At 68.0% G+C, this 22,263-nt stretch carries 19 protein-coding genes and 1 pseudogene; 10 read left to right on the forward strand and 10 right to left on the reverse strand.

Annotated features, from left to right (window positions below):
* Positions 1-4: 4 nt before the first annotated feature.
* The 3 genes from AQ610_RS27605 to AQ610_RS37710 all read left to right on the forward strand — a co-directional run bounded on the left by AQ610_RS27605 (position 5) and on the right by AQ610_RS37710 (position 2,777).
* Positions 5-625, forward strand: coding sequence for an SCO family protein (locus AQ610_RS27605; protein ID WP_006027708.1), 621 nt, complete (start codon positions 5-7; stop codon positions 623-625).
* A gap of 477 nt (positions 626-1,102) precedes the next feature.
* Positions 1,103-2,026, forward strand: coding sequence for a glutaminase (locus AQ610_RS27610; RefSeq protein WP_006027709.1), 924 nt, complete (start codon positions 1,103-1,105; stop codon positions 2,024-2,026).
* A gap of 163 nt (positions 2,027-2,189) precedes the next feature.
* The gene (locus AQ610_RS37710) at positions 2,190-2,777 is read left to right on the forward strand and encodes an immunity 52 family protein (RefSeq protein ID WP_231749002.1); all 588 of its coding nucleotides are present in this window, start codon (positions 2,190-2,192) and stop codon (positions 2,775-2,777) included.
* A 19-nt stretch (positions 2,778-2,796) separates the two neighbouring features.
* Here the strand turns inward: AQ610_RS37710 and AQ610_RS38250 are convergent.
* From AQ610_RS38250 to AQ610_RS36540, 4 genes and pseudogenes are all read right to left on the reverse strand, one after another.
* Positions 2,797-2,919: pseudogene (locus AQ610_RS38250) on the reverse strand (DNA adenine methylase); the annotation flags it as partial.
* A gap of 93 nt (positions 2,920-3,012) precedes the next feature.
* Complete coding sequence (locus AQ610_RS27620) at positions 3,013-3,735, reverse strand: ribonuclease T2 (RefSeq protein ID WP_006027711.1); 723 nt, start codon at positions 3,733-3,735, stop codon at positions 3,013-3,015.
* Between the two features lie 170 nt (positions 3,736-3,905).
* On the reverse strand, positions 3,906-5,000 hold the full coding sequence (sfnG, locus tag AQ610_RS27625) for a dimethylsulfone monooxygenase SfnG (RefSeq protein ID WP_006027712.1): 1,095 nt from the start codon (positions 4,998-5,000) through the stop codon (positions 3,906-3,908).
* Between the two features lie 153 nt (positions 5,001-5,153).
* A complete protein-coding gene (locus AQ610_RS36540) occupies positions 5,154-5,333 on the reverse strand; it encodes a hypothetical protein (RefSeq protein ID WP_006027713.1) in 180 nt (59 codons plus the stop codon).
* 39 nt (positions 5,334-5,372) lie between these two features.
* Here AQ610_RS36540 and macA point away from each other — a divergent pair, with 39 nt between their 5' ends.
* The 3 genes from macA to AQ610_RS27640 are packed head-to-tail and all read left to right on the forward strand — an operon-like array spanning position 5,373 to position 9,931.
* Positions 5,373-6,572 carry a macrolide transporter subunit MacA gene (macA, locus tag AQ610_RS27630; protein WP_006027714.1) on the forward strand — a complete coding sequence of 400 codons (1,200 nt, stop codon included), beginning with the start codon at positions 5,373-5,375 and terminating at the stop codon, positions 6,570-6,572.
* A gap of 2 nt (positions 6,573-6,574) precedes the next feature.
* A complete protein-coding gene (gene macB, locus AQ610_RS27635; RefSeq protein ID WP_006027715.1) occupies positions 6,575-8,536 on the forward strand; it encodes a macrolide ABC transporter ATP-binding protein/permease MacB in 1,962 nt (653 codons plus the stop codon).
* Positions 8,537-8,545: 9 nt separating this feature from the next.
* Positions 8,546-9,931 (forward strand): efflux transporter outer membrane subunit, encoded by a 1,386-nt coding sequence (locus AQ610_RS27640; protein ID WP_006027716.1) that lies wholly within the window; start codon positions 8,546-8,548, stop codon positions 9,929-9,931.
* Positions 9,932-10,026: 95 nt separating this feature from the next.
* Here AQ610_RS27640 and AQ610_RS27645 read toward each other — a convergent pair whose 3' ends face one another.
* The 6 genes from AQ610_RS27645 to AQ610_RS27670 form a co-directional block, all read right to left on the reverse strand.
* Entirely contained in the window at positions 10,027-11,175 is a 1,149-nt protein-coding gene (locus tag AQ610_RS27645; RefSeq protein ID WP_009914548.1) for an enoyl-CoA hydratase/isomerase family protein, read from the reverse strand.
* A complete protein-coding gene (locus tag AQ610_RS27650; protein WP_006027718.1) occupies positions 11,172-11,966 on the reverse strand; it encodes an enoyl-CoA hydratase in 795 nt (264 codons plus the stop codon). The genes AQ610_RS27645 and AQ610_RS27650 overlap by 4 nt, the downstream gene beginning before the upstream one ends.
* Entirely contained in the window at positions 11,966-12,862 is an 897-nt protein-coding gene (gene mmsB, locus AQ610_RS27655; protein ID WP_006027719.1) for a 3-hydroxyisobutyrate dehydrogenase, read from the reverse strand. The genes AQ610_RS27650 and mmsB overlap by 1 nt, the downstream gene beginning before the upstream one ends.
* 12 nt (positions 12,863-12,874) lie before the next feature.
* Complete coding sequence (locus AQ610_RS27660) at positions 12,875-14,404, reverse strand: CoA-acylating methylmalonate-semialdehyde dehydrogenase (RefSeq protein WP_009914541.1); 1,530 nt, start codon at positions 14,402-14,404, stop codon at positions 12,875-12,877.
* A gap of 78 nt (positions 14,405-14,482) precedes the next feature.
* The gene (locus tag AQ610_RS27665; RefSeq protein WP_006027721.1) at positions 14,483-16,186 is read right to left on the reverse strand and encodes an AMP-binding protein; all 1,704 of its coding nucleotides are present in this window, start codon (positions 16,184-16,186) and stop codon (positions 14,483-14,485) included.
* A gap of 109 nt (positions 16,187-16,295) precedes the next feature.
* Positions 16,296-17,429, reverse strand: a complete 1,134-nt coding sequence (locus tag AQ610_RS27670; RefSeq protein ID WP_009914539.1) for an acyl-CoA dehydrogenase family protein — start codon at positions 17,427-17,429, stop codon at positions 16,296-16,298.
* A 99-nt stretch (positions 17,430-17,528) separates the two neighbouring features.
* On the opposite strand from AQ610_RS27670, the gene AQ610_RS27675 reads away from it, so the two are divergent.
* The 4 genes from AQ610_RS27675 (at position 17,529) to AQ610_RS27690 (ending at position 22,223) form a co-directional block, all read left to right on the forward strand.
* Positions 17,529-18,656, forward strand: coding sequence for an AraC family transcriptional regulator (locus AQ610_RS27675; RefSeq protein ID WP_075645064.1), 1,128 nt, complete (start codon positions 17,529-17,531; stop codon positions 18,654-18,656).
* An 83-nt stretch (positions 18,657-18,739) separates the two neighbouring features.
* A complete protein-coding gene (locus AQ610_RS27680; RefSeq protein WP_006027724.1) occupies positions 18,740-20,242 on the forward strand; it encodes an NfeD family protein in 1,503 nt (500 codons plus the stop codon).
* Positions 20,239-21,009 carry a slipin family protein gene (locus AQ610_RS27685; RefSeq protein WP_009914534.1) on the forward strand — a complete coding sequence of 257 codons (771 nt, stop codon included), beginning with the start codon at positions 20,239-20,241 and terminating at the stop codon, positions 21,007-21,009. The genes AQ610_RS27680 and AQ610_RS27685 overlap by 4 nt, the downstream gene beginning before the upstream one ends.
* A gap of 323 nt (positions 21,010-21,332) precedes the next feature.
* Positions 21,333-22,223, forward strand: coding sequence for a M24 family metallopeptidase (locus AQ610_RS27690; RefSeq protein ID WP_006027726.1), 891 nt, complete (start codon positions 21,333-21,335; stop codon positions 22,221-22,223).
* Positions 22,224-22,263 lie beyond the last annotated feature (40 nt).

The raw sequence follows: 22,263 nt of genomic DNA on the forward strand, positions 1-22,263 counted from the left end.
TGAAATGAACATGGTCGGGAAGCTTTCCATATTCGCCAACACGCTGATCGCGGCCGGCACACTCACGCTCATCGGACATTCGGCATCGGCTCAAGAAGACATGCATGCACATCATCACATGATGATGTCGAGCACGAAGACATCGACGGTGGCATACACTGTCCCGGCCGTGACGCTCGTACGCGACGACGGCAAGACCGTTGCACTGAAGGACGAACTCGACGACGGACGTCCGGTCGTGCTGACGTTCATCTATACCACCTGCACGTCGATCTGCCCGGTGATCAGTCAGACGCTGTCGCAGTTCCAGCACGAACTCGGCGCGGACCGCGACAAAGTCCATATCGTGTCAATTTCGATCGATCCGGAAAACGACACGCCTGCGCGCCTTCGCGAGTATGCAGCGAAGTTCGGTGCAGGACCGGAGTGGCAACACTACACTGGAACGGTGGCGGCGAGCGTTGTCGCGCAGAAAGCCTTCAACGTGTACCGGCAGGACAAGATGGATCACAACCCGGTCCTGCTACTACGTGCAACGCCGGGCAAATCATGGCTTCGGATCGACGGATTCGCGACCGCTGACGATCTACTGCATTTTTACCACTCGCTCATAGCATCCGATTAACCACCTTGATGCATGGCGCGAAACATTTTTCGAGTCAAGAATGGATATTCGCCACGTGTCAAGAATTAGCGTCGGAAACAACGATTGACGACACATGTGATGAGATGAATGAGTTCATAGGGATAACCGTAGGTGGTGACGAAATGTCCTCAATCGAATGAGGGCACCTCGTCAAGTTGCCATGACGGGGACCGACGATCTCGATTATTTTTGCAAGATGACGCCTTGGAACGTTGGAACAACCCGGCCGGCTGCGTGGGGTCATTCCAACTGCAATCACATTCGTAATGGAAACGGCGTCCACTGGACGCCGTTTCCACATCCACGCCAGGAACCCTGCCCGATGGCAAGCGTGGACAGCCAATATCGCCGAAAGGGCCCACGTGTCGTATGCATGAAATACAGACGCGCAGGTTGAACGCCGACCGGCTGCGGTATCATCGCGGGCCGCGCTCAAGAGTTCTCGGACACGCATCCATGACCGAAACCAACTATCAGGAAATCCTCGAACGAATTCATTGCGACATCGAGCCGTTGCGCACGGCGGGCTGCGTTGCTGACTACATCCCGGAGCTTGCCAGCGTGCCTGCTGAGCGCTTCGGCATGGCCGTCGTCACCCTCGACGGCCGCGTGTTCTCCGTCGGCGACGCGTGCGAACGGTTCTCGATCCAGAGCATCTCGAAGCTCTTTGCGTGTACCCTCGCCTTTCAGTTGCTTGGCGACTCGCTTTGGAAGCGGGTGGGCCGAGAGCCGTCGGGAACCGCTTTTAACTCGCTCGTCCAGCTTGAGAGCGAGCGCGGCATACCGCGCAATCCGTTCATCAATGCCGGGGCGCTCATCGTCACGGACGTCTTGTGCCGTCGGTTCGTCGGTGCTGAAACTGCGCTCGTCCAGTTCATGCGACGTCTGACTGGTGTCGCCGACCTCGACTATAATCTCCGCGTCGCGAATTCCGAGCTTGCCCACGCCGAACGCAATCGCGCGATGGCACACTTCATGGCAAGCTTTGGCAACCTGCACATGCCGCCTGAGGCGGTTATCGACGCCTATTGCCGCCAGTGCGCGATCGAAATGAACTGCATCGAGCTGGCGACCGCGGCCCTCTTTCTCGCCAATGCGGGCGTTGCCCCCGTTTCCGGCGAACGCATTCTCGACGCCAGTTCAACCAAACGCCTATCCGCCCTCATGCTGACGTGCGGCACATACGACGCGGCCGGCGACTTCGTGTATCGTGTCGGCCTGCCCGCGAAAAGCGGCGTAGGCGGCGGCATCGTCGCCGTGCTACCGGGCGAGATGGCCGTGTGCGTCTGGTCTCCCGGACTCGACGCAAACGGTAACTCCGTCGCCGGCGTTCAAGCGCTCGAACAGTTGACCACGCTTACCGGCCAGTCGATTTTTTGACGCCTGCATCGCGCATCATCGTCGGTTTATTTTCCCGAGCGCTGGCACGCTGGCGCCGGAATGGTTGACGACCTATTCGGGGCGGTCGATTTTTTGAAGCGCCGAGGTCGAGCGCGGCTCATCCGGCGCAATGGCGGCAGGTCAAATACCAACGGCAGAGCCGATGGCTTGCGATGAGCGCATCAAAGGCGCCCATAAAACCGTGGGCCCCCGGCGGCTTTTTCAAAGGATTCGACTCGATGCAAGCCACCACCGGACGACGGAGCGCAGCCGTGCGGGCCATCCCTCCAACACGATTGATGTGGTACTTCCAAACGCTAGCGACGACGGCGCGTCCCTATCGTGCCATGTCGAGGACAAATCCCTCCCTGACACATCAATCCTTCGCATCAAAGGTGAACGGTGGAACGCCTATACGGCCATTTCCGGAATCGGATCGAAAATGGTCGCGGTATTCGGTTCAGCGCTCGCCGAAGTAAGCGTCGATGAGTACGCGGTCAAGCAGGTTTTCGACGACAAGCCCGGCTTGGGATGGATGCTCTACCTGCCGAAGATTCTTACACCGCAGCAGACTCCGGAAGCGCGCGTCCTGATCCCCGTACCCGAAAAAGGCAAGCAGACCGGCACGATCATCGTCAGCGTGACGGATGCCCCTTTCTCGGTCGACAATCCCGAGCACGTGGCAATCGCGAACCGCATCGAGAGCCGGCTCGTCGACCAAGACCTGCTCCCCGCCTACGTCGATATCTGAACCATGCCGGCCGCACTCGTCAAAACAACCCGGCCGGCCCCGCTGAATCGTCCCGACTGAAAATGATCAGTCCGCGACGCTCGACGCCCTTTCCATCGCCTATCGCGTACCGAATCGGCACACTCTCTATGTGGAAACCCGAACGATCTCCCCGGCGATCGCGCCCACGCGACTTCGTCGGCTCGCGTCACCCGATCCGAACCGTTCCATCCGAACCGGGCACACGCAGCCGAGCCTACTTCGCGATATAGATCCCGGACGTCGGGCACGTGCCCTGCGTGCCCGCGTCGGTCACGAGCGACGCCGCGCTCGGGAACTGTGACGTCGCATCCGTCTTCACCGAGATCCACGCCTCGGTGAAATAGCTGACGTAGTTGACCTTCACGCACTTGAGCGACACCGCGCCGCGCGTGTTGCTGCCGAACGCGCCTTCGAACGCGTTCAGCAGTTGCGTCCGCGTCACGGTGCTGCCCGCGTTCGACTGGAGGAACGTGTTGAACGACGTCGTCGACAGGCGGCTCACCATCCCCGTCGCGTTGTTCCAGTACACATCGGCCGACGGCGCCTGCGCGCAGGTGCCGTGCTTGTACCACTCGTGCTTGTCGAGGCACGACGCGACGCCCGGCATGTACGTCGAGAGCGTCGCGAGCGTCGACAAGCCGACCGGGTACGCATCCATGCTGCACCACTGATGATTGTTGTCGAGGTCGATCTCGTTTTGCGGCACGCCGCAATAGAACGGCTGGTTGCCGTCGTAATTGTTCGGCCACAGACCATGCAGCGACAGGTTCGTCGACGCGTACGAGCCCGACAGCGTGCTGCATTCGGCCGCGCTGTGCGTCGCGCAGAAGCCCGGCTCCCACGACGTCGCGAGCAGCAGATAATCGTATGCGTTGGCGGTGTTGCAAGCCGACGCGACAGCAAACGCGCACGCGGCGCGCGCAAAGGTACGAAGCATACCGGCCCCCCTCAGTATGAACGCGGCGGCCTCGGGAGAGACGCCGCGATGTTGGTGAACTGTCGGGTGCCTATTGTGCTTTCGTCAATATTGCAGCGGTGTGACTTCGCGAACGCGCGACGCTGCCCGCCGCGCGACGCCGCCGCACGACGGCCGAGCCGCTTCCCGCATCAGGCCGGCTGCGCGTCGCGCTGCCGCTCCAGCTCGCGCACGAGCGGCAACACGCGCTTGCCGAAATACTCGACGTCCTCCAGATAGTGCAGGAATCCGCCGAGCACGAGATCGACGCCGATCGCCTTCAGCGCGACGATGCGCTCGGCGATCTGCTCGGGCGTGCCGATCAGGTTGGTCCTGAAGCCGTCGTTGTACTGAACGAGATCGGCGAACTTCGAATCGGCCCACATCCCCTGCCCTTCGGGCGCGGCCTTGCCCGCCTGCTTGACCGCGTGGCCGAATGCGTTGACGGCGTCGACGTCCGCGTGGCGCACGATCTCGTCGAGCACGTCGCGCGCCTCGCGCTCGGTATCCCGCGCGATGATGAACGCGTTGACGCCGAACTTCACCTGCCGCCCCTGCGCGGCCGCCGCCGCGCGGATCTCGTCGATTTGCGCGCGATGGCCGTCGGGCGTGTTGCCGTTCATGAAGTACCAGTCCGACACGGCGGCCGCCATCCGGCGCGCGGCCGCCGAATTGCCGCCCTGGAAGACTTCGGGATGCGGCTGCTGCAACGGCTTGGGCTTCAGCGTGTAGTCGTTGAACCGGTAGAAGTCGCCCTTGAACGTGAAGTTGTCCTGCGTCCAGATGCCCTTCACCGCGCGGATGAACTCCTCGGAGCGGCGATAGCGCTCGTCGTGCTCGAGCCACGGCTCGCCGATCGCGGTGAACTCGCCCTTGAACCAGCCGCTCACGACGTTGATCGCGACGCGCCCCTGGTTCAACTGGTCGATCGTCGCGAGCTGCTTCGCGACGACGGCCGGATGCCACGGTCCCGGCAGGATCGCGGCGATCACCTTCAGGCGCTCGGTCGCCGCGAGCAGCGCATGGCTGAACGCGACGGACTCGTGCTGATATTCGGCGCCGTAGCCGGCCGTGAAGCGGATCTGCGACAACGCATAGTCGAAGCCGTTCTGCTCCGCAAGGCGCGCGAGGCGGCGGTTGTAGTCGATATCCCAGCTCGTGCGCTGCTCGATCTTGCTGACGACCAGGCCGCCGCTGACGTTGGGCACCCAGTAGGCGAACTTGAGGGGGTCCGGCTCGTGACTCATCGGATCGTTCCTTGATGCGTGAAGGGGACGGTGGAAATCCGGCGGCGCGCGGCGCGGCCGGCCGGTCGGCAATGGCCCTCGGACGCGCCGCTTCGCGCGGCGTCTGTCCCGGCGCATCGTAGGGCGGGCCGGCATGTCGGCCAACCAACGAATTCAGCTATCGATGCCCGCCGCCGCGAGATATGCAAATGACGCACGGCGGCGCGCGCAACGGCGGCGCCGCGCCCGCCCGCCCATGCGCCTGTCACGAACTGTCGAATTTTTGAGGAAATTTGTCGCCGCATTGAACCCGGCGCGCCTTTCCGTATTCCAATGGCCGGTTTGCATTTTCATTACAATTCCTCGCCTGCCACGCGTTATCGTTCACCTCTCATGAAAAAATCCCAACGCCGCTGGATCGCCGCGGCGGCCGGCATCGTCGTGCTCGTCTCGCTCGCGGCGCTCTACCAACGCTTCTGGTCGAAAGACAAGGCGCCGCATTACCTCGCCGCGAACGTCGCCCGCGCCGATCTCGAGAACGCGGTGCTCGCCACGGGCACGCTGCACGCGTTCAAGCAGGTCGACGTCGGCGCGCAGGTGTCCGGCCAGTTGAAGTCGCTGAAGGCGAAGCTCGGCGACAAGGTGAAGAAGGATCAGTGGCTCGCCGAGATCGATCCGGTGATCTCGCGCAACGAGCTGCGCCAGGCCGAGGCGAACGTCGAGAACCTCGTCGCGCAGAAGCGCTCGACCGCCGCGCAACTGAAGCAGGCCGAGCTCGCGTTCAGGCGGCAGCAGCAGATGCTGCCCGACGACGCGACGTCGCGCCAGGACTACGAGGCCGCGGCCGCGTCGCTCGACGTGCAGCGCGCGAGCCTCGTCGCGCTCGATGCGCAAATCCGCGCGGCGCGCATCAGGATCGAGACCGCGCGCGCGAACCTCGGCTATACGCGGATCGTCGCGCCGATGGACGGCGAAGTGGTCGCGATCGTCACGCAGGAAGGCCAGACGGTGATCGCGCAGCAGCAGGCGCCCGTGATCCTGAAGCTCGCCCAACTCGACACGATGACGGTCAAGGCGCAGGTGTCGGAGGCGGACGTGATCCGCATCCATCCCGACCAGGCCGCGTATTTCACGATTCTCGGCGAGCCCGACAAGCGCTACTACGGCAAGCTGCGCGCGATCGAGCCCGCGCCGCAGAACTTCCTCGACACGCAGAGCAGCCTCGGCGGCATGGGCGGCGGCTCGTCGAAGACGAACGCCGCGGTGTTCTACAACGCGCTGTTCGAAGTGCCGAATCCCGGCCACCGGCTGCGCATCTCGATGACCGCGCAGGTGAACATCCTGCTCGGCACCGCGCGCAACGCGCTCAACATTCCCGTCGCCGCGCTCGGCGCGAAGGACAAGGACGGCACGTATGCCGTGCGCGTCGTCGGCGCCGACGACAAGGTCGCGACGCGCAAGGTCCGCACCGGCATCAACAACAACGTGAAGGTCGAAGTGCTGTCGGGCCTCGCCGAAGGCGAGCGCGTGATCATCGGCGATGCGGCCGAGCCCGCCGGCGCCGGCGCGGCCGCCTCCGACGCGAGGAACTGACGATGACCGGGCCGCTGCTTCAGCTCACGCGCGTCACGCGCCGTTTTCCCGCGGGCGACAAGGACGTCGTCGTGCTCGACGACGTGAACCTGTCGATCGACGCGGGCGAGATCGTCGCCATCGTCGGCGCGTCCGGCTCGGGCAAGTCGACGCTGATGAACATCCTCGGCTGCCTCGACCATCCGAGCTCGGGCAGCTACACGGTCGGCGGGCGCGAGACGAGCGAGCTCGAAAGCGACGAGCTCGCGCGCCTGCGCCGCGAGCATTTCGGCTTCATCTTCCAGCGCTATCACCTGCTGCCGCATCTGTCCGCGGCCGAAAACGTCGAGATGCCCGCCGTCTATGCGGGCAGCGCGCACGCGCAGCGGCGCGAGCGCGCGCTGAAGCTGCTCGCGCGCCTGGGCCTGTCCGATCGCGCCGGCCACCGGCCGAGCCAGCTATCGGGCGGCCAGCAGCAGCGCGTGAGCATCGCGCGCGCGCTGATGAACGGCGGCGAGGTGATCCTCGCCGACGAGCCGACGGGCGCGCTCGATTCGAACAGCGGCCGCGACGTGATCCGGGTCCTGCGCGAGCTGAACGCGCTCGGCCACACGGTCATCATCGTCACGCACGACGAGCACGTCGCCGCGCACGCGCGCCGCGTCATCGAGATCAGCGACGGCCGGATCGTCGGCGACCGGCTCAATCCGCGCGCGGATGAAGCCGGCGCCGCGCGCGACGCGAACGGCAACGCCGGGCCGCTTCGCGCGCACCGGCTGTCGGCGGGCGTCGGCCGCTTCGCGGAAGCGTTCCGGATGGCGTGGATCGCGCTCGTGTCGCATCGGCTGCGCACGCTGCTCACGATGCTCGGGATCATCATCGGGATCACGTCGGTCGTGTCGATCGTCGCGATCGGCGAAGGCGCGAAGCGCTACATGCTCGACGAAATCGGCAGCATCGGCACCAACACGATCAACGTCTACCCCGGCGCCGACTGGGGCGACAGCCGCGCGGACGCGATCCAGACGCTCGTGCCCGCCGACGCCGCCGCGCTCGCCGAGCAGATCTACGTCGACAGCGCGACGCCCGAGACGTCGCGCAGCCTGCTGCTGCGCTATCGGAACATCGACGTCAACGCGCTCGTGAGCGGCGTCGGCGAGCGCTTCTTCCAGGTGCGCGGGATGAAAATGGCGCAAGGCATCGCGTTCGGCCCCGACGAGGTGCGCCGCCAGGCGCAGGTCGCGGTGATCGACGAGAACACGCGCCGCAAGCTGTTCGGCGCGAACCCGAATCCGCTCGGCGAAGTGATCCTGATCGACAATCTGCCGTGCGTCGTGATCGGCGTGACCGCCGCAAAGAAGAGCGCGTTCGGCGACATGAAGAACCTGAACGTCTGGGTGCCGTACACGACGGCGTCCGGGCGCCTGTTCGGCCAGCGGCACCTCGACAGCATCACCGTGCGCGTGCGCGACGGCCAGCCGAGCAACGCGGCCGAGCAAAGCCTGACGAAGCTGATGCTGCAGCGGCACGGCCGCAAGGATTTCTTCACGTACAACATGGACAGCGTCGTCAAGACGGTCGAGAAGACCGGACAATCGCTGACGCTGCTGCTGTCGCTGATCGCGGTGATCTCGCTCGTCGTCGGCGGGATCGGCGTGATGAACATCATGCTCGTGTCGGTGACCGAGCGCACGCGCGAGATCGGCATCCGGATGGCGGTCGGCGCGCGGCAGGCCGACATCATGCAGCAGTTCCTCGTCGAAGCCGTGACCGTCTGCCTGATGGGCGGCGCGATCGGCATCGTGCTGTCGTTCGGCATGAGCTTCGTGTTCTCGCTGTTCGTCGACCAATGGAAAATGGTGTTCTCGGCCGGCTCGATCGCGTCGGCGTTCCTGTGCTCGACGCTGATCGGCGTCGTGTTCGGCTTCATGCCCGCGCGCAACGCGTCGCGGCTCGATCCGATCGATGCGCTCGCGCGCGATTGAGGTGACGCGATGACGACACTACCCTCGACTCATCGTTTCGCCCGGCGCGCCGCCGCGCTCGCATGCGCGGGCGCGCTGCTGTCCGGCTGCGCGAGCTCCTCGCGCAACGCGCCGCCGCCCGCGCTCGAGCTGCCCGCGCAGTGGGCCACGCCCGTCGCCGCGCAGGCGAGCGTCGTGTCCGACGACTGGTGGCGCCGCTTCGGCGACCCGACGCTCGATCGCCTGATCGACAGCGCGCTGCGCACGAACAACGATCTCGCGGCCGCCGCGATCCGCGTCTACCGCGCGCAATTGCAGGCGGGGCTCGCGGACACGAACCTGACGCCGAACGTGACGCTCGGCGCGACGGGCAACGTATCGCGCACGCTCGACACGCACCGGATGAGCCGCACGAGCGGCATCACGGCGGCGCTCGGCTACGAACTCGACCTGTGGGGCAAGCTCGCCGCGCAGCGCGACGCCGCGCGCTGGGAGCTGGAAGCGACGCAGGCCGACCGCGATGCGGCGCGGCTCGCGCTGATCGGCACGACGGCGGCGCTGTACTGGCAGATCGCCTACCTGAATCAGCAGATCGCGATCGGCGACGCGAACATCGCGTATGCCGAGCGCACGCTGCAGCTCGTGCAGTCGCGCCACGCGGCGGGCGCGACGTCCGGGCTCGACCTCGCGCAGGCCGAGCGCAACCTGTCCGCGCTGCGCGCCGACCAGACGCAGTTGATCCAGCAGCGCACCGAGAATCGCAACGCGCTCGCGATCCTGTTCGACCGTCCGCCGCAGCGGCAAGCGGCCGAGCGCGACGCGCTGCCCGCGGCGCCGCTTCCGGACGTCGCTGCGGGCGTGCCGGCCGAGCTGCTCGGCCGCCGGCCCGATCTGCGCGCGGCCGAGTTCCGGCTGCGCGAATCGCTCGCGAACGTCGACGTGACGCGCACGAGCTTCTATCCGACGTTCACGCTGACGGGCAACGTCGGCACGGCGAGCACGAGCCTCGAGCGCGTGCTGCAGAATCCTGTCGCGACGCTCGGCCTCGGGCTCACGCTGCCGTTCATCCAGTGGAACACGATGCAGTTGCAGATCAAGGTATCGAAGTCGCAGTACGAGGAAGCCGTCGTCAATTTCCGGCAGAGCCTGTATCGCGCGCTCGGCGAAGTCGAGAACGCGCTGTCGGCGCGCGTGCAGCTCGAGGCCGAGGCCGACGAACGCACCCGCGCGCTCGCGCAGGCGCAGCGCGCCGAAACGCTCGCGAAGGCGCGCTTCGCGGCCGGCGCGACGGGCGTGCAGCCGTGGCTCGACGAACAGCAGCGGCTGCGCGACGCGCAAAGCGCGCTCGCGCGCAATCAGTTGGGACGGCTCAACAACCGGATGGATCTCTACAAGGTGCTGGGCGGCGCGGGATAGGCCGCAGCGGGGAACGGCGGAGCGGCCGCATCGTCGTATCTGCCGCCGGCCCCGCGCCTCGAACCGCCAATCGCCGCGCCGCCGCCAACGCGCGCTCAGCCCGCGGCCGCGCCGAGATCGGCGAGCGGATGCGCTTCGCGCTTCCACGGCGACGTCAGGAAATGCAGAACGCGCTCGCGCTGCACCTCGACGAGCGTCGCGGGCGCCCAGCCCGGCCTGCGGTCCTTGTCGACGAGATGCGCGCGCACGCCTTCGCAGAAGTCGCCCTCCTCGATCGCATGCGCGACGATGCCGAGCTCCATCCGGAACGATTCGGCGAGCGTCATCTGCCGGCCGCGCAACAGCGCGTCGCGCGTGACGTCGAGCATCGTCGGCGAATGGCTCGTCAATGCATCGAGCGTCGTCTGCAGCCATTGCCGATGCTCGCGCGAGAGTTCGTCGCGCGTCAGGTCCTGCCGCAGCGTCGCGACGATCCGCTCGACGCCGGAGCGCTTGTCGAAGTGGCGGACGATCCACGGCATCTGGCTGTCGAGCGCCGCATGCGGAACGACGTTGCACGGCGGCGCGAACACCGCGCGCAATCCGCGCAGCACGTCGCCCGACCAGTCGGCGCGCTCGAGCCGCGTCTCGAACGTGTCGAGCCACGACGACGGCACCGACAGATCGGCGAGCTTCGCCGCGAGCGCATCCGCGCCCGACAGCGTCGCGCCCGTGAGGCCGACGTACAGCGACAGCTCGACCGGCAGCCGCGCCAGGAAATGCGTCGCGCCGACGTCGGGCACGAAGCCGATCCGCGTCTCCGGCATCGCGATCTTGCTGCGCTCGGTCGACACGCGCAGCGCGGCGCCTTGCGCGAGCCCCATTCCGCCGCCCATCGTGATGCCGTCCATCAGCGCGACGACGGGCTTCGGGAACGTGTGAATCGCGTAGTCGAGCCGGTATTCGTCGACGAAGAACGGCAGCCAGCCGCGGCCGCGCGCCTTCGCCATCCGGTAGAGCGCGCGCACGTCGCCGCCCGCGCAGAAGCCCCTGTCGCCCGCGCCGCGCAGCACGACCGCGACGATCGAGCGATCGTCGCGGCAGCGTTCGAGCAACGCGGCGAGCTCGCGCACCATGTCGTGCGACAGCGCGTTGAGCGCGGCCGGCCGGTTCAGCGTGATCAGCGCGACGCGGTTTACGACGCGCATCAGCACGTCGCGCGCCGCCGCGTCGTGCGAGATGTCATGCATCATCGGCGTGCTCATCGCGGCTGCCCTCCGTCGTCGGCTCGCCATTGCGGCTTGCGCTTGCCGAGAAACGCGGCCACGCCTTCGCGCGGCTCGCCGCCGTCGAACAGATCGACGAAGCGCTCGCGCTCGACCGCGAGCGCGGCGCCGCGCGGCACGCCCTGCCGCGCAAGGCCGATCAGCTCCTTCGCGACGCCCACCGCGCGCGGACCGAGCGCAACCGCGCCGCGCGCGAGCTCGATCGCGGCATCGCGCGCGCGGCCGGTGTCGACGACTTCCTCGACGAGGCCGATGCGCAGCGCGGTTGGCGCGTCGACGCGCACGCCCGCGAGAATCATCCGCTTCGCCCAGCCCTCGCCGACGAGCCAGGGCAGCGTCTGCGTGCCGAGCCCGCACGGCGTGAGGCCGACCGACGGCTCGGGCAGCGCCATCTGCGCGTGCCGCTCGGCGACGCGCATGTCGCATGCGAGCGCGCATTCGAGACCGCCGCCCATCGCGTAGCCGTTGATCGCGGCGATCGTCGGAAAGCGGGCGTCGTGCAGCGCCTCGAACGCGACGCCGAAGCGCGACGCCATCGTGCGCGCCATCGCGTGATCGCCGTCGGCGAACGAATGCAGATCCGCGCCCGCGCTGAAGAACTTCGGGCCGTCGCCCGTGACGACGAGCGCGCGCACGCGGGAATCGGCTTCGAGCCGCTCGATCGTGCGCTGCAGTTGGAGGAGCCCGTCCGCGCTGAACGTGTTCGCGGACGGGCGCTTGAGCGTGACGAGCGCGATCGCGCCGTCGTCGGCATAGTCGAGCTCGATCATCAGGTTTCCTTTTTGACCGGCTGGTACAGGCGGATCACCGCCGAGAAATCGAGCTTGCCGTCGCCGCGGCTGCTCATCGTCTGATACAACTGCTGCGCGAGCGCGCCGAGGTAGACCGGCTGCCGCGCCTGCTTCGCCGCGTCGTTCGCGAGGCCGAGATCCTTCAGCATCAGATCGGTGCCGAAGCCGCCCGTGTAGCCGCGCGACGACGGCGCGGCCTCGATCACGCCCGGATACGGGTTGTACGTGTCCGAGCTCCAGCAGCGGCCCGTCGACGTGTTGATGATGCCCGCGAGCACCTTCGGATCGATGCCGAGCGACGCGCCGAGCGCCATTGCCTCGGACACGCCCGCCATCGTGATCCCGAGCACGAGGTTGTTGCAGACCTTCGCGACCTGCCCCATGCCGGTCGCGCCGCAGTGGACGATGTTCTTGCCCATCGCCGCGAGCACGGGCTTCACGCGCGCGTAGTCGGCGTCGCCGCCGCCGACCATGAAGGTCAGCGTGCCCGCCGCCGCGCCGCCCGTGCCGCCCGACACGGGCGCATCGACGAACGCGCCGCCGCCGCCGCGCACGAGCTCGCCGAACGCCTGCGCGCTCGCCGGATCGATCGTGCTCGAATCGATCACCATCGCGCCCGCGGCAAGGCCTGCGAGCACGCCATCCTCCTGCGTGAGCACGGCGCGCACGTGCGCGGCCGCGGGCAGCATCGTGATGACGAACTCGGCGCCCGCCGCCGCGTCGCGCGGCGAAGCGGCAACCTGCGCGCCGCCGTCCTTCACGAGGCGCAGCGCGTCCTCGCTCAGATCGAACGCGCGCACTTCATGGCCCGCCTTCAGCAGATTGAGCGCCATCGGCGCACCCATGTGGCCCAAGCCGATAAAACCGATCTTCATCGCGCCCTCCGATCAGTGCAGACGAATCGTCGTATTGACGGCGCCCGCCGTCGCGTCGTCGTCGAACCAGCGCGCGGTGACGGTCTTCGTCTGCGTGTAGAACTGCACGACCTGCTTGCCGTACGGGCCGAGATCGCCGAGCTTCGAGCCGCGCGAGCCCGTGAAGCTGAAGAACGGCACCGGCACCGGAATCGGAATGTTGATGCCGACCTGGCCGATGTCGATCTCGCTCTGGAACTTGCGCGCGGCCGCGCCGCTTTGCGTGAAGAGGCCGACGCCGTTGCCGAACGGATTGGCGTTGACGAGCGCGATCGCTTCGTCGAGCGTGTCGACCGACATCACGCACAGCACCGGGCCGAAGATCTCGTGCGTGTAGACCGACATCTCCGGCTTCACGTCCGCGAAGATCGTCGGGCCGATGAAGTTGCCGTGCTCGTAGCCGGGCACGCTCACGCCGCGGCCGTCGAGCGCGAGCTTCGCGCCCTCCTTCTCGCCGGCTTCGATGAGGCCGAGGATCCGCTGCTTCGCCGCGCGCGACACGACGGGCCCCACGTCGGTGCCCGCTTCCGCGCCCGCGTTGACCTTCAGCGTCTGCGCCTTCGCGACGATGTCGGGCAGCCAGTCGCGCGCCGCGCCGACGAGCACCGCGACCGACGTCGCCATGCAGCGCTGGCCCGCCGCGCCGAACGCCGCGCCGACGAGCGCGTTCACCGTCTGCTCGCGATTCGCGTCGGGCAGGACCACCGCGTGGTTCTTCGCGCCCATCATCGACTGCACGCGCTTGCCGTGCTCGCTGCCGAGCCGGTACACGTGCGTGCCGACGGCCGTCGAGCCGACGAACGAGATCGCCTTCACGAGCGGATGCGAGCACAGCGCGTCGACGACTTCCTTGCCGCCGTGCACGACGTTCAGCACGCCCTTCGGCACGCCCGCCTCGATCGCGAGCTCGACGAGCTGCATCGTCGACAGCGGGTCCTGCTCGGACGGCTTCAGCACGAACGTGTTGCCGCAGACGATCGCCATCGGGAACATCCACAGCGGGATCATCGCGGGGAAGTTGAACGGCGTGATGCCGACGCACACGCCGAGCGGCTGGCGCAGCGAATACGTATCGACGCCGCCCGCGACGTTCTCCGCGAATTCGCCGAGTTGCAGCGTGCCGACCGAGCACGCGTGCTCGACCACTTCGAGGCCGCGGAACACGTCGCCCTCGGCATCGGGCAGCGTCTTGCCCTGCTCGGCCGTCAGCGTCTTCGCGATCTGCGGCAGGTTCGCGCGCACGAGATCCTGGAACTTCAGCATGATGCGCATCCGCGCGGAGAGCGGCGTGCCCTTCCATTTCGCGAACGCGGCCTGCGCGGCCTCGACGGCCGCGTCGACTTCGGCGGCGGTCGCGAACGGCACGCGCGCGAGCAGCTCCTGCGTCGCCGGATTGACGATGTCGCGCCACTCGGTCGCGTGGGATTCGACGAATTCGCCGGCGATCAACAGCTTCACGGTCGGCACGTGATGTCCCTTCCGGGACGACGGAGTTGCGTTCATCGTGAGATTCTCCTGGCTATGGCCGGCGGCGCGCCGCGCGCGTCGCCGGCCGGTTGATGCGAAGCGGCACGCCGGGCGTCACTTGCCCTCGGCCGCGAAATCCTCTTCCCAATACTCGCCGGGCATCCGGCACGACGCGTCGTCGCCGCGCTCCAGCTCGCGGCGGCGCAGCTCGACGCGGCGGATCTTGCCGGAGATCGTCTTCGGCAGCTCGGCGAACTGCAGCCGCCGAATCCGCTTGTACGGCGCGAGCTTTTCGCGCGAGAAGCGGAAGATCTCGCGCGCGAGCGCCTCGCTCGGCTCGTAGCCCTCGCGCAGCGTGATGAACGTCTTCGGCACCGACAGCCGCAGCGGGTCCGGGCTCGGCACGACGGCCGCCTCGGCGATCGCCTCGTGCTCGATCAGCACGCTCTCCAGCTCGAACGGGCTCAGCCGGTAGTCGGACGACTTGAATACGTCGTCGGCGCGGCCGACGTAGACGAAGTAGCCGTCGTCGCGGCGCAGCGCGATGTCGGACGTGCGGTAATGGCCGTCGCGCATCGCGTGCGCGGTCGCCTCCGGGTTGTTCGCGTAGCCCTTCATCAGGCCGACCGGGCGCCCGGCGCCCGGGCCCACCGGCAGCGCGACCTCGCCTTCGCTCGCGGGGGTGCCGTCCGGATCGAGCAGCACAATCGCGTAGCCCGGCAGCGGCCGGCCCATCGAGCCCGGCACGACCGGCTGGCCCGGCGAGTTGCCGATCAGGCACGTCGTCTCGGTCTGCCCGTAGCCGTCGCGGATCGTCACGCCCCACGCCTTCTTCACGCGCTCGATGATCTCCGGATTGAGCGGCTCGCCCGCGCCGACGATCTCGCGCAGCCTCACCGGGAACGCCGCGAGCGGCTGCTGGACGAGCATCCGCCAGACGGTCGGCGGCGCGCACATCGTCGTGACCTGATACTTGACGAGCGCGTCGAGCACGACCTTCGGCTCGAAGCGCGCATAGTTGAACGCGAACACGCACGCCTGCGCGTTCCACGGCGCGTAGAAGCAGCTCCATGCGTGCTTCGCCCAGCCGGGCGAGCTGATGTTCCAGTGGACGTCGCCCGGCTGCAGGCCGATCCAGTACATCGTCGACAGGCTGCCGACCGGATACGTGCGGTGCGTGTGCTCGACGAGCTTCGGCTTCGACGTCGTGCCCGACGTGAAATACAGCAGCATCGGATCGCTCGCGCGCGTGACGCGCTCGGGCGTGAAATCGGCCGCGGCCGCATAGCCGTCGGCGAACGCGAGCCACCCCGCGCGCGGCGCGCCCGCGACGATCTTCGTCACGTCGAGCCCCGGCTGCTCGAACTTCGCGGCCTCGCTCTCGTCGACGATCGCATAGCGCGCGCCGCCGATCTGCACGCGCTCGCGCACGTCGTCGGCGGACAATTGCGTCGTCGCGGGCAGCACGACCGCGCCCAGCTTCATCGCCGCGAGCATCGCGTCCCACAGCTCGACGCGGTTCGGCAGCATCAGCAGAATCCGGTCGCCGCGCGCGACGCCGATCCCGCGCAGCCAGTTCGCGATCCGCGCGGAACGCTCCGACATCTGCGCGAACGTGTACTGCGCGCCGTCGCCCGTCGCCGCGTCGACGATCCACAGCGCGGGCTTGTCGTTGCCGCGCGCGATCGCGTCGAAGTAATCGAGCGCCCAGTTGAATTCGTCGAGCGCCGGCCACCTGAAATCGCGATATGCGGTGTCGTAGTCGGTGCGGTGGCGCAGCAGAAAATCGCGTGCGTCGAGGAACGCCAGTGCCGTCATCGTGTCGTCTCCTGTCGATCGGAGTTGGCGCTTCAGCGCCTACTCCGATCCCATGCAAAGCTGTCCATGTTGCGCGAGTGCTTCCTTGCGGCGATTCGCGCGACAGCGCTCAAAGCTGCCGCGCGATCACCATTCTTTGCACTTCGCTGGTCCCCTCGTAGATCTGCGTGATCCGCGCATCGCGGTAATGGCGCTCGACCTCGTAATCGACGAGGAAACCGTAGCCGCCGTGGATCTGGATCGCGTCCGAGCACACCGCCTCGGCCATCTCGGACGCGAAGAGCTTCGCCTGCGACGCCTCCGACAGGCACGGCAGCCCCGCCGTGCGCAGCCGCGCCGCGTGATGCGTGAGCAGGCGCGCGGCGTTGATCTGCGTCGCCATGTTCGCGAGCTTCTCGGCGATCGCCTGATGCTCGGCGATCGGCTTGCCGAACTGCACGCGCTCGCGCGCATAGCGGCGCGCGCGGTCGAACGCGGCGCGCGCGATGCCCGTCGCCTGCGCGGCGATGCCGATGCGCCCGCCCTCGAGGTTCGACAGCGCGATCCTCAGCCCCTCGCCGCGCCTGCCGAGCAGATTCTCCTGCGCAATCGCGCAGTTCTCGAGCGTGATCGGACACGTGTCCGACGCGCGGATGCCCATCTTCTTCTCGGGCTTGCCGACGATGAAGCCCGGCGTGTCGGCCGGCACGACGAACGCGGACAGCCCGCGCTTGCCCTCGTCCGGATCGGTCATGGCAAAAACGATCGCCAGGCCCGCGCGCGCGCCGTTCGTGACGAACTGCTTGCTGCCGTTCAGAATCCACTTGCCGTCGCGCAGCTCCGCGCGGGTGCGCAGGTTGTGCGCCTCGGAGCCCGCGTGCGGCTCGGTGAGGCTGAACGCGCCGATCGTCTTGCCGCTCGCGAGATCGCGCAGCCAGCGCTCCTTTTGCTCGGTCGTGCCGTAGTTCAGCACCGGGCCGCAGCCGACCGAGTTGTGCACGCTCACGAGCGTCGCGCACGACGCGCAGCCCGCCGCGATCTCCTCGAGCGCGAGCGCGTAGGCGACGTAATCCGTATACGATCCGCCCCAGTCGGCGGGCACGATCATGCCGAGAAAGCCGAGCTCGCCCATCTGCGCAACGACCTCGTCGGGCAGATGCGATTCGCGGTCCCACTGGGCGGCGTTCGGCGCGAGCACTTCGGCGGAGAAGGCGCGCGCGGCGTCGAGGATCATCCGTTGATCTTCGGTGTAGAGATCGTCCATGACTGCATGTCTCCTGGGCGCCAACCGCGTCGTCGCGCGGCGCGCCTCGATCATTCTGTGTCGATCAGTCAAGTGTAGGCAACGCGCGGAAACTGTTCGATGCTCGCTCCGCTCAATTACACTGATCGTTTTTGCCATACCGCACCGCGGCACGCTCCTGCGATGAAGCACGAAGAGAAGAAGGGCACCGTTTCGATCGAACTCGTCGAGTCGAGCCTCGCGCTGTCGCGGCGGCGCGGCGTCGGCGACGCGCCGCTCCTCGCGCAGGCGGGCATAGCGGCCGCGCTGCTCGCGCAGCCGAACGCGCGCGTGTCGGCGCGGCAGTACGGCGCGCTGTGGAACGCGATCGCGCGCGCGCTCGACGACGAGTTCTTCGGCCAGGACCCGCACCCGATGCGCTGCGGCAGCTTCATCGCGATGAGCCAGGCGGCGCTCACGGCGCGCAACGGGCTGCGCGCGCTCGCGCGGGCGGTCAACTTCATGCACTGCGTGCTCGACGATCTGCACGCCGAGATCGACGCGAGCGCCGAGCGCGTGCGACTGCGCTTCGTGCATCGCAACAACGCGAACCCGCCGGAGATGTTCGCGTACGCGACCTATTTCGTCATCGTCTACGGCCTCACGTGCTGGCTGATCGGGCGGCGCATTCCGCTGCTGCACGCGAGCTTTCGCTGCGGCGAGCCGCGCGCTGTCCACGAATATCGACTGATGTTCTGCGACGACATGCGCTTCGGCCAGCCCGATTCGTACGTCGATTTCGATCCGGCGTTCGCCGCGCTGCCCGTCGTGCAGACGGCCAAGACGCTCAAGCCGTTCCTGCGCGACGCGCCCGCGAGCTTCATCGTCAAGTACCGCAATCCGCACGCGTTCGGCGAGCGCGTGCGCGCGGCGCTGCGCGCGCTGCCGCCCGCCGCGTGGCCGACCGCGCAGGCGCTCGCTGCGCGGCTGCATGTGGCCGAGGCGACGCTGCGGCGCAAGCTGAAGCAGGAAGGCCATTCGTATCAGTCGATCAAGGACGCGCTGCGCCGCGATCTCGCGTGCGAGGCGCTCGCCGACCCGGCCCGCACGGTGGCCGACGTCGCCGCGGCGGCGGGCTTCGCCGAGCCGAGCGCGTTCTATCGCGCGTTCCGCAAGTGGCGCGGGATGAGCCCCGCCGACTACCGCGACGCCGCGCTCGCCGCGCGCGCGGCCGCTTCACGCTTTCGCCGGAAACCGCCTACTCTTTAAGCACCGGGCGCCCGCCCTTCTCACGGCCCGGCTGCGGCGCCGCACCATGCGGCAGCGCGCCGCCGGCCGACACCGCGATGCCCATGCCCCGTCCTTCGCCACGTCCGCCGCCGCTGCACGGCAAGCTGCCCGCGCGGCTCGCGCGCGCGGCCGTGCTGATCGGCCTGCTGCTCGCGTGCGCCGCGGCCGCCGCCACCGCCGCGGCACGCGCGCCCGTCGTCGTGATTCCGGTCACGGGCGCGATCGGCCCGGCGAGCGCCGACTTCATCGTCCGCGGCCTCGAACGCGCCGCGCGCGAGCACGCGCAGCTCGCGATCGTCCAGCTCGACACGCCGGGCGGCCTCGACACGTCGATGCGGCAGATCATCAAGGCGATCGTCGGCTCGGGCGTGCCCGTCGCCGCGTTCGTCGCGCCGGGCGGCGCGCGCGCGGCGAGCGCGGGCACCTACATCGTCTACGCGAGCCATATCGCGGCGATGGCGCCCGGCACGAACCTCGGCGCGGCGTCGCCCGTGCAGTTCGGCATCGGCGGCCAGGCGCCGCCCGCCGCGCGGCGCGAGCCCGGCGCCGCGTCCGGCGGTTCCGGCGCGGGCGCGACCGACGCCGAATCGACCGAAACCCGCAAGGCGCTGCACGACGCGGCCGCGTACATCCGCAGCCTCGCGCAGTTGCGCGGCCGCAACGTCGAATGGGCGGAGCGCGCGGTGCGCGAAGCGGTGAGCCTGCCCGCGAACGACGCGCTCGCGCAGCACGTCGTCGACCTGATCGCGAACGACCCGGCCGATCTCGCCGCCAGGCTCGACGGCCGCAGCATCGTCACCGCAACGGGCACGCACCGGCTCGATACCGCGCAGGCGCCGATCGAGACGATCGAGCCCGACTGGCGCAGCCGGCTGCTCGCGACGATCGCCGATCCGAGCGTCGCGCTCGTGCTCGTCACGCTCGGCATGTATGGGCTCTTCTTCGAATTCGCGAATCCCGGCTTCGTGCTGCCGGGCGTCGCGGGCGCGATCAGCCTGCTCGTCGGCCTGTTCGCGCTGCAGTTGCTGCCGATCAGCTACGCGGGCCTCGCGCTCGTGCTGCTCGGCATCGCGTTCCTGATCGCCGAGGCGTTCCTGCCGACGTTCGGCGCGCTCGGCGTGGGCGGCATCGTCGCGTTCGCGATCGGCGCGCTGATGCTGATCGACACCGACGTACCCGGCTACGGCGTGCCGTGGCCCGTGATCGTTTCGCTCGCGGCCGCGGGCGCGATCCTCGTGTTCGGCGTGTCGGGCTTCGCGCTGCGCGCGCGCCGGCGGCCCGTCGTCACGGGCGCGGAGGCGATCGTCGGCAGCATCGGCGAGGTGCTCGACGACGGCCTCGTGCCCGATCAGCCGCCGCAGATCGGCCCGAGCGCGGACCCGGGCGCGCCGCTCGCGCCGTCCGCGGCCGGCTGGGCGCGCGTGCACGGCGAGCGCTGGCGCGTCGCGAGCGCGACGCCGATCGCGGCCGGCCGCCGCGTGCGCGTGACGGGCCGCAACGGCCTCACGCTGACCGTCGCCCCGCTGTACGACAACGCCATCCCAACACGAGGAGAACAATCATGATGGGTTTCACGTTCGGTTTCGGCAGCCTGCTGTTCGTGTTCGCGCTGTTCCTCATTGCCTCGTCGATCCGGATCTTTCGCGAATACGAGCGCGGCGTCGTGTTCCTGCTCGGCCGCTTCTGGAAGGTCAAGGGGCCGGGGCTCGTGCTGATCGTGCCCGTCGTCCAGCAGGTGGTGCGGATCGATCTGCGCACCGTCGTGTTCGACGTGCCCGCGCAGGACGTGATCACGCGCGACAACGTGTCGGTGAAGGTGAGCGCGGTCGTGTATTTCCGCGTGGTCGACCCGGAAAAGGCGGTGATCCAGGTCGCGCGCTACTTCGACGCGACGAGCCAGCTCGCGCAGACGACGCTGCGCGCGGTGCTCGGCAAGCACGAGCTCGACGCGCTTCTCGCCGAGCGCGAGCAACTGAACGCCGACATCCAGAAGACGCTCGACGCGCAGACCGACGCATGGGGGATCAAGGTATCGACGGTCGAGATCAAGCACGTCGACCTGAACGAGACGATGATCCGCGCGATCGCGCGCCAGGCGGAGGCCGAGCGCGAGCGGCGCGCGAAGGTGATCCACGCGGAAGGCGAGCTGCAGGCGTCCGAGCAACTGCTGAAGGCCGCGCAGCGGCTCGCGCTGCAGCCGCAGGCGATGCAGTTGCGCTATCTGCAGACGCTGACGACGATCGCCGCCGACAAGAACTCGACGATCGTGTTCCCGCTGCCGGTCGATCTGCTCAGCGCCGTGCTCGAGCGCTTCGAACGCGCGCCGCAGTGATCGCGGTATCGATTTTCGCGCATCGATCCTGCCGCGGTCCGACGGCCCGGTGGCTCAACGACACCGCTGCTTCGATGGTCCGATAGTCCGATAGTCCGCCGGATCATTCCCCATTTCCCCCGACGCAGCCCGGAGCGGGGCCTGCCGCCTTTCCCGCGACGAATTAGGAAAAGTACTCATCATAAACACGCGCCCAGACGCGATTCGTTGATATAAGATAATTACATTGATCAATGTCACATTTACTGACGCAGTGCAATGGCGGCTGACGCATCCGCGGCCGGCACCGCCGCTCAGAACGACGAAGAAAGGGAGACGACGCCATGGCCGAGCATCCGCTGCCGGAAGTGCACATCGACGAACTGGACCAGTTCCGCTCCGTCCAACAGCTCGCATACCGCTGCGTCGAATCCGTCGGCGACATGCTGTATCCGGGCATCACCGAGAAGCAGGCCGCGCGGCTGATGCTCGAATGGGCGCAGGACCACGGCGTGCAGGATTGGCTGCACAAGCCGTTCGCGTGGTTCGGTGAGCGCACCGCGTTCGAAGGCTTCTCGGGCCTCAAGCACCTGGGCGGCTTCAATCTCGCGTTCTTTCCGAGCAATCGCACGCTCGAGCCTGACATGCCGGTGATTCTCGACGTCGCGCCCGTCGTCGACGGCGTCATCGCCGACGTCGGCTATGCGACCTGCCTCGGCCACAACCCGATCCTCGAGCAATTGCAGGACGACCTGATCGCGCACCGCGAGATGATCGTGAAGCTCGTGAAGGAGCGCCGCACGCTCGCCGAGGTCGCGCAGGAAGTGGACGCGCTGTGCCGCCGCCAGGGCGTCGAGCCGCGCCACAAGGCGTATCCGTTCAAGGTGCTCGCGCATCGCGTCGCGAAGCTGCGCAAGCTGTCGAAGCCGCGCTTCGTCGCGCGCTTTGGCCTCAATTCGACGCGCAACCTGCTGCTCGAGCAGGCGCGCGCGGGCAAGGAACAGGGCTGGTCGCCGCTGTGGTCGATCGACGCGCGCTCCGATCACGCGCCGACGCCCGGCCTCTGGGCGGTCGAGCCGCATCTCGGCTTCGCAGGCGTCGGCGCGAAGTTCGAGGAGCTGCTCGTCATCACCGACGACGACGCGTACTGGCTCGACGACGACCTGCCGCACGTGCGCCGCTGGCGCGCGCGCGAGGAGGCGCGCAAGCCGCTCGCGCACGAACAGGCGGCGTGACGGCAGCCGCCGCGCGCCGTTCCTTTCCGCTCACCACACG

Origin of the sequence: Burkholderia humptydooensis, assembly GCF_001513745.1 — a bacterium.
Taxonomy (GTDB): domain Bacteria; phylum Pseudomonadota; class Gammaproteobacteria; order Burkholderiales; family Burkholderiaceae; genus Burkholderia; species Burkholderia humptydooensis.

Coding starts and splice junctions, on each gene's coding strand:
- AQ610_RS27680 (WP_006027724.1), top strand. CDS start 18,740: ATGCCCCGTCCTTCGCCACGTCCGCCGCCGCTGCACGGCAAGCTGCCC.
- AQ610_RS27650 (WP_006027718.1), bottom strand. CDS start 11,966: ATGATCGAGCTCGACTATGCCGACGACGGCGCGATCGCGCTCGTCACG.
- sfnG (WP_006027712.1), bottom strand. CDS start 5,000: ATGAGTCACGAGCCGGACCCCCTCAAGTTCGCCTACTGGGTGCCCAAC.
- macB (WP_006027715.1), top strand. CDS start 6,575: ATGACCGGGCCGCTGCTTCAGCTCACGCGCGTCACGCGCCGTTTTCCC.
- AQ610_RS27610 (WP_006027709.1), top strand. CDS start 1,103: ATGACCGAAACCAACTATCAGGAAATCCTCGAACGAATTCATTGCGAC.
- AQ610_RS27620 (WP_006027711.1), bottom strand. CDS start 3,735: ATGCTTCGTACCTTTGCGCGCGCCGCGTGCGCGTTTGCTGTCGCGTCG.
- AQ610_RS36540 (WP_006027713.1), bottom strand. CDS start 5,333: ATGAAAATGCAAACCGGCCATTGGAATACGGAAAGGCGCGCCGGGTTC.
- AQ610_RS27645 (WP_009914548.1), bottom strand. CDS start 11,175: ATGAGCACGCCGATGATGCATGACATCTCGCACGACGCGGCGGCGCGC.
- mmsB (WP_006027719.1), bottom strand. CDS start 12,862: ATGAAGATCGGTTTTATCGGCTTGGGCCACATGGGTGCGCCGATGGCG.
- AQ610_RS27670 (WP_009914539.1), bottom strand. CDS start 17,429: ATGGACGATCTCTACACCGAAGATCAACGGATGATCCTCGACGCCGCG.
- AQ610_RS27640 (WP_006027716.1), top strand. CDS start 8,546: ATGACGACACTACCCTCGACTCATCGTTTCGCCCGGCGCGCCGCCGCG.
- AQ610_RS37710 (WP_231749002.1), top strand. CDS start 2,190: ATGGCTTGCGATGAGCGCATCAAAGGCGCCCATAAAACCGTGGGCCCC.
- AQ610_RS27690 (WP_006027726.1), top strand. CDS start 21,333: ATGGCCGAGCATCCGCTGCCGGAAGTGCACATCGACGAACTGGACCAG.
- AQ610_RS27660 (WP_009914541.1), bottom strand. CDS start 14,404: ATGAACGCAACTCCGTCGTCCCGGAAGGGACATCACGTGCCGACCGTG.
- AQ610_RS27665 (WP_006027721.1), bottom strand. CDS start 16,186: ATGACGGCACTGGCGTTCCTCGACGCACGCGATTTTCTGCTGCGCCAC.
- macA (WP_006027714.1), top strand. CDS start 5,373: ATGAAAAAATCCCAACGCCGCTGGATCGCCGCGGCGGCCGGCATCGTC.
- AQ610_RS27675 (WP_075645064.1), top strand. CDS start 17,529: ATGCTCGCTCCGCTCAATTACACTGATCGTTTTTGCCATACCGCACCG.
- AQ610_RS27605 (WP_006027708.1), top strand. CDS start 5: ATGAACATGGTCGGGAAGCTTTCCATATTCGCCAACACGCTGATCGCG.
- AQ610_RS27685 (WP_009914534.1), top strand. CDS start 20,239: ATGATGGGTTTCACGTTCGGTTTCGGCAGCCTGCTGTTCGTGTTCGCG.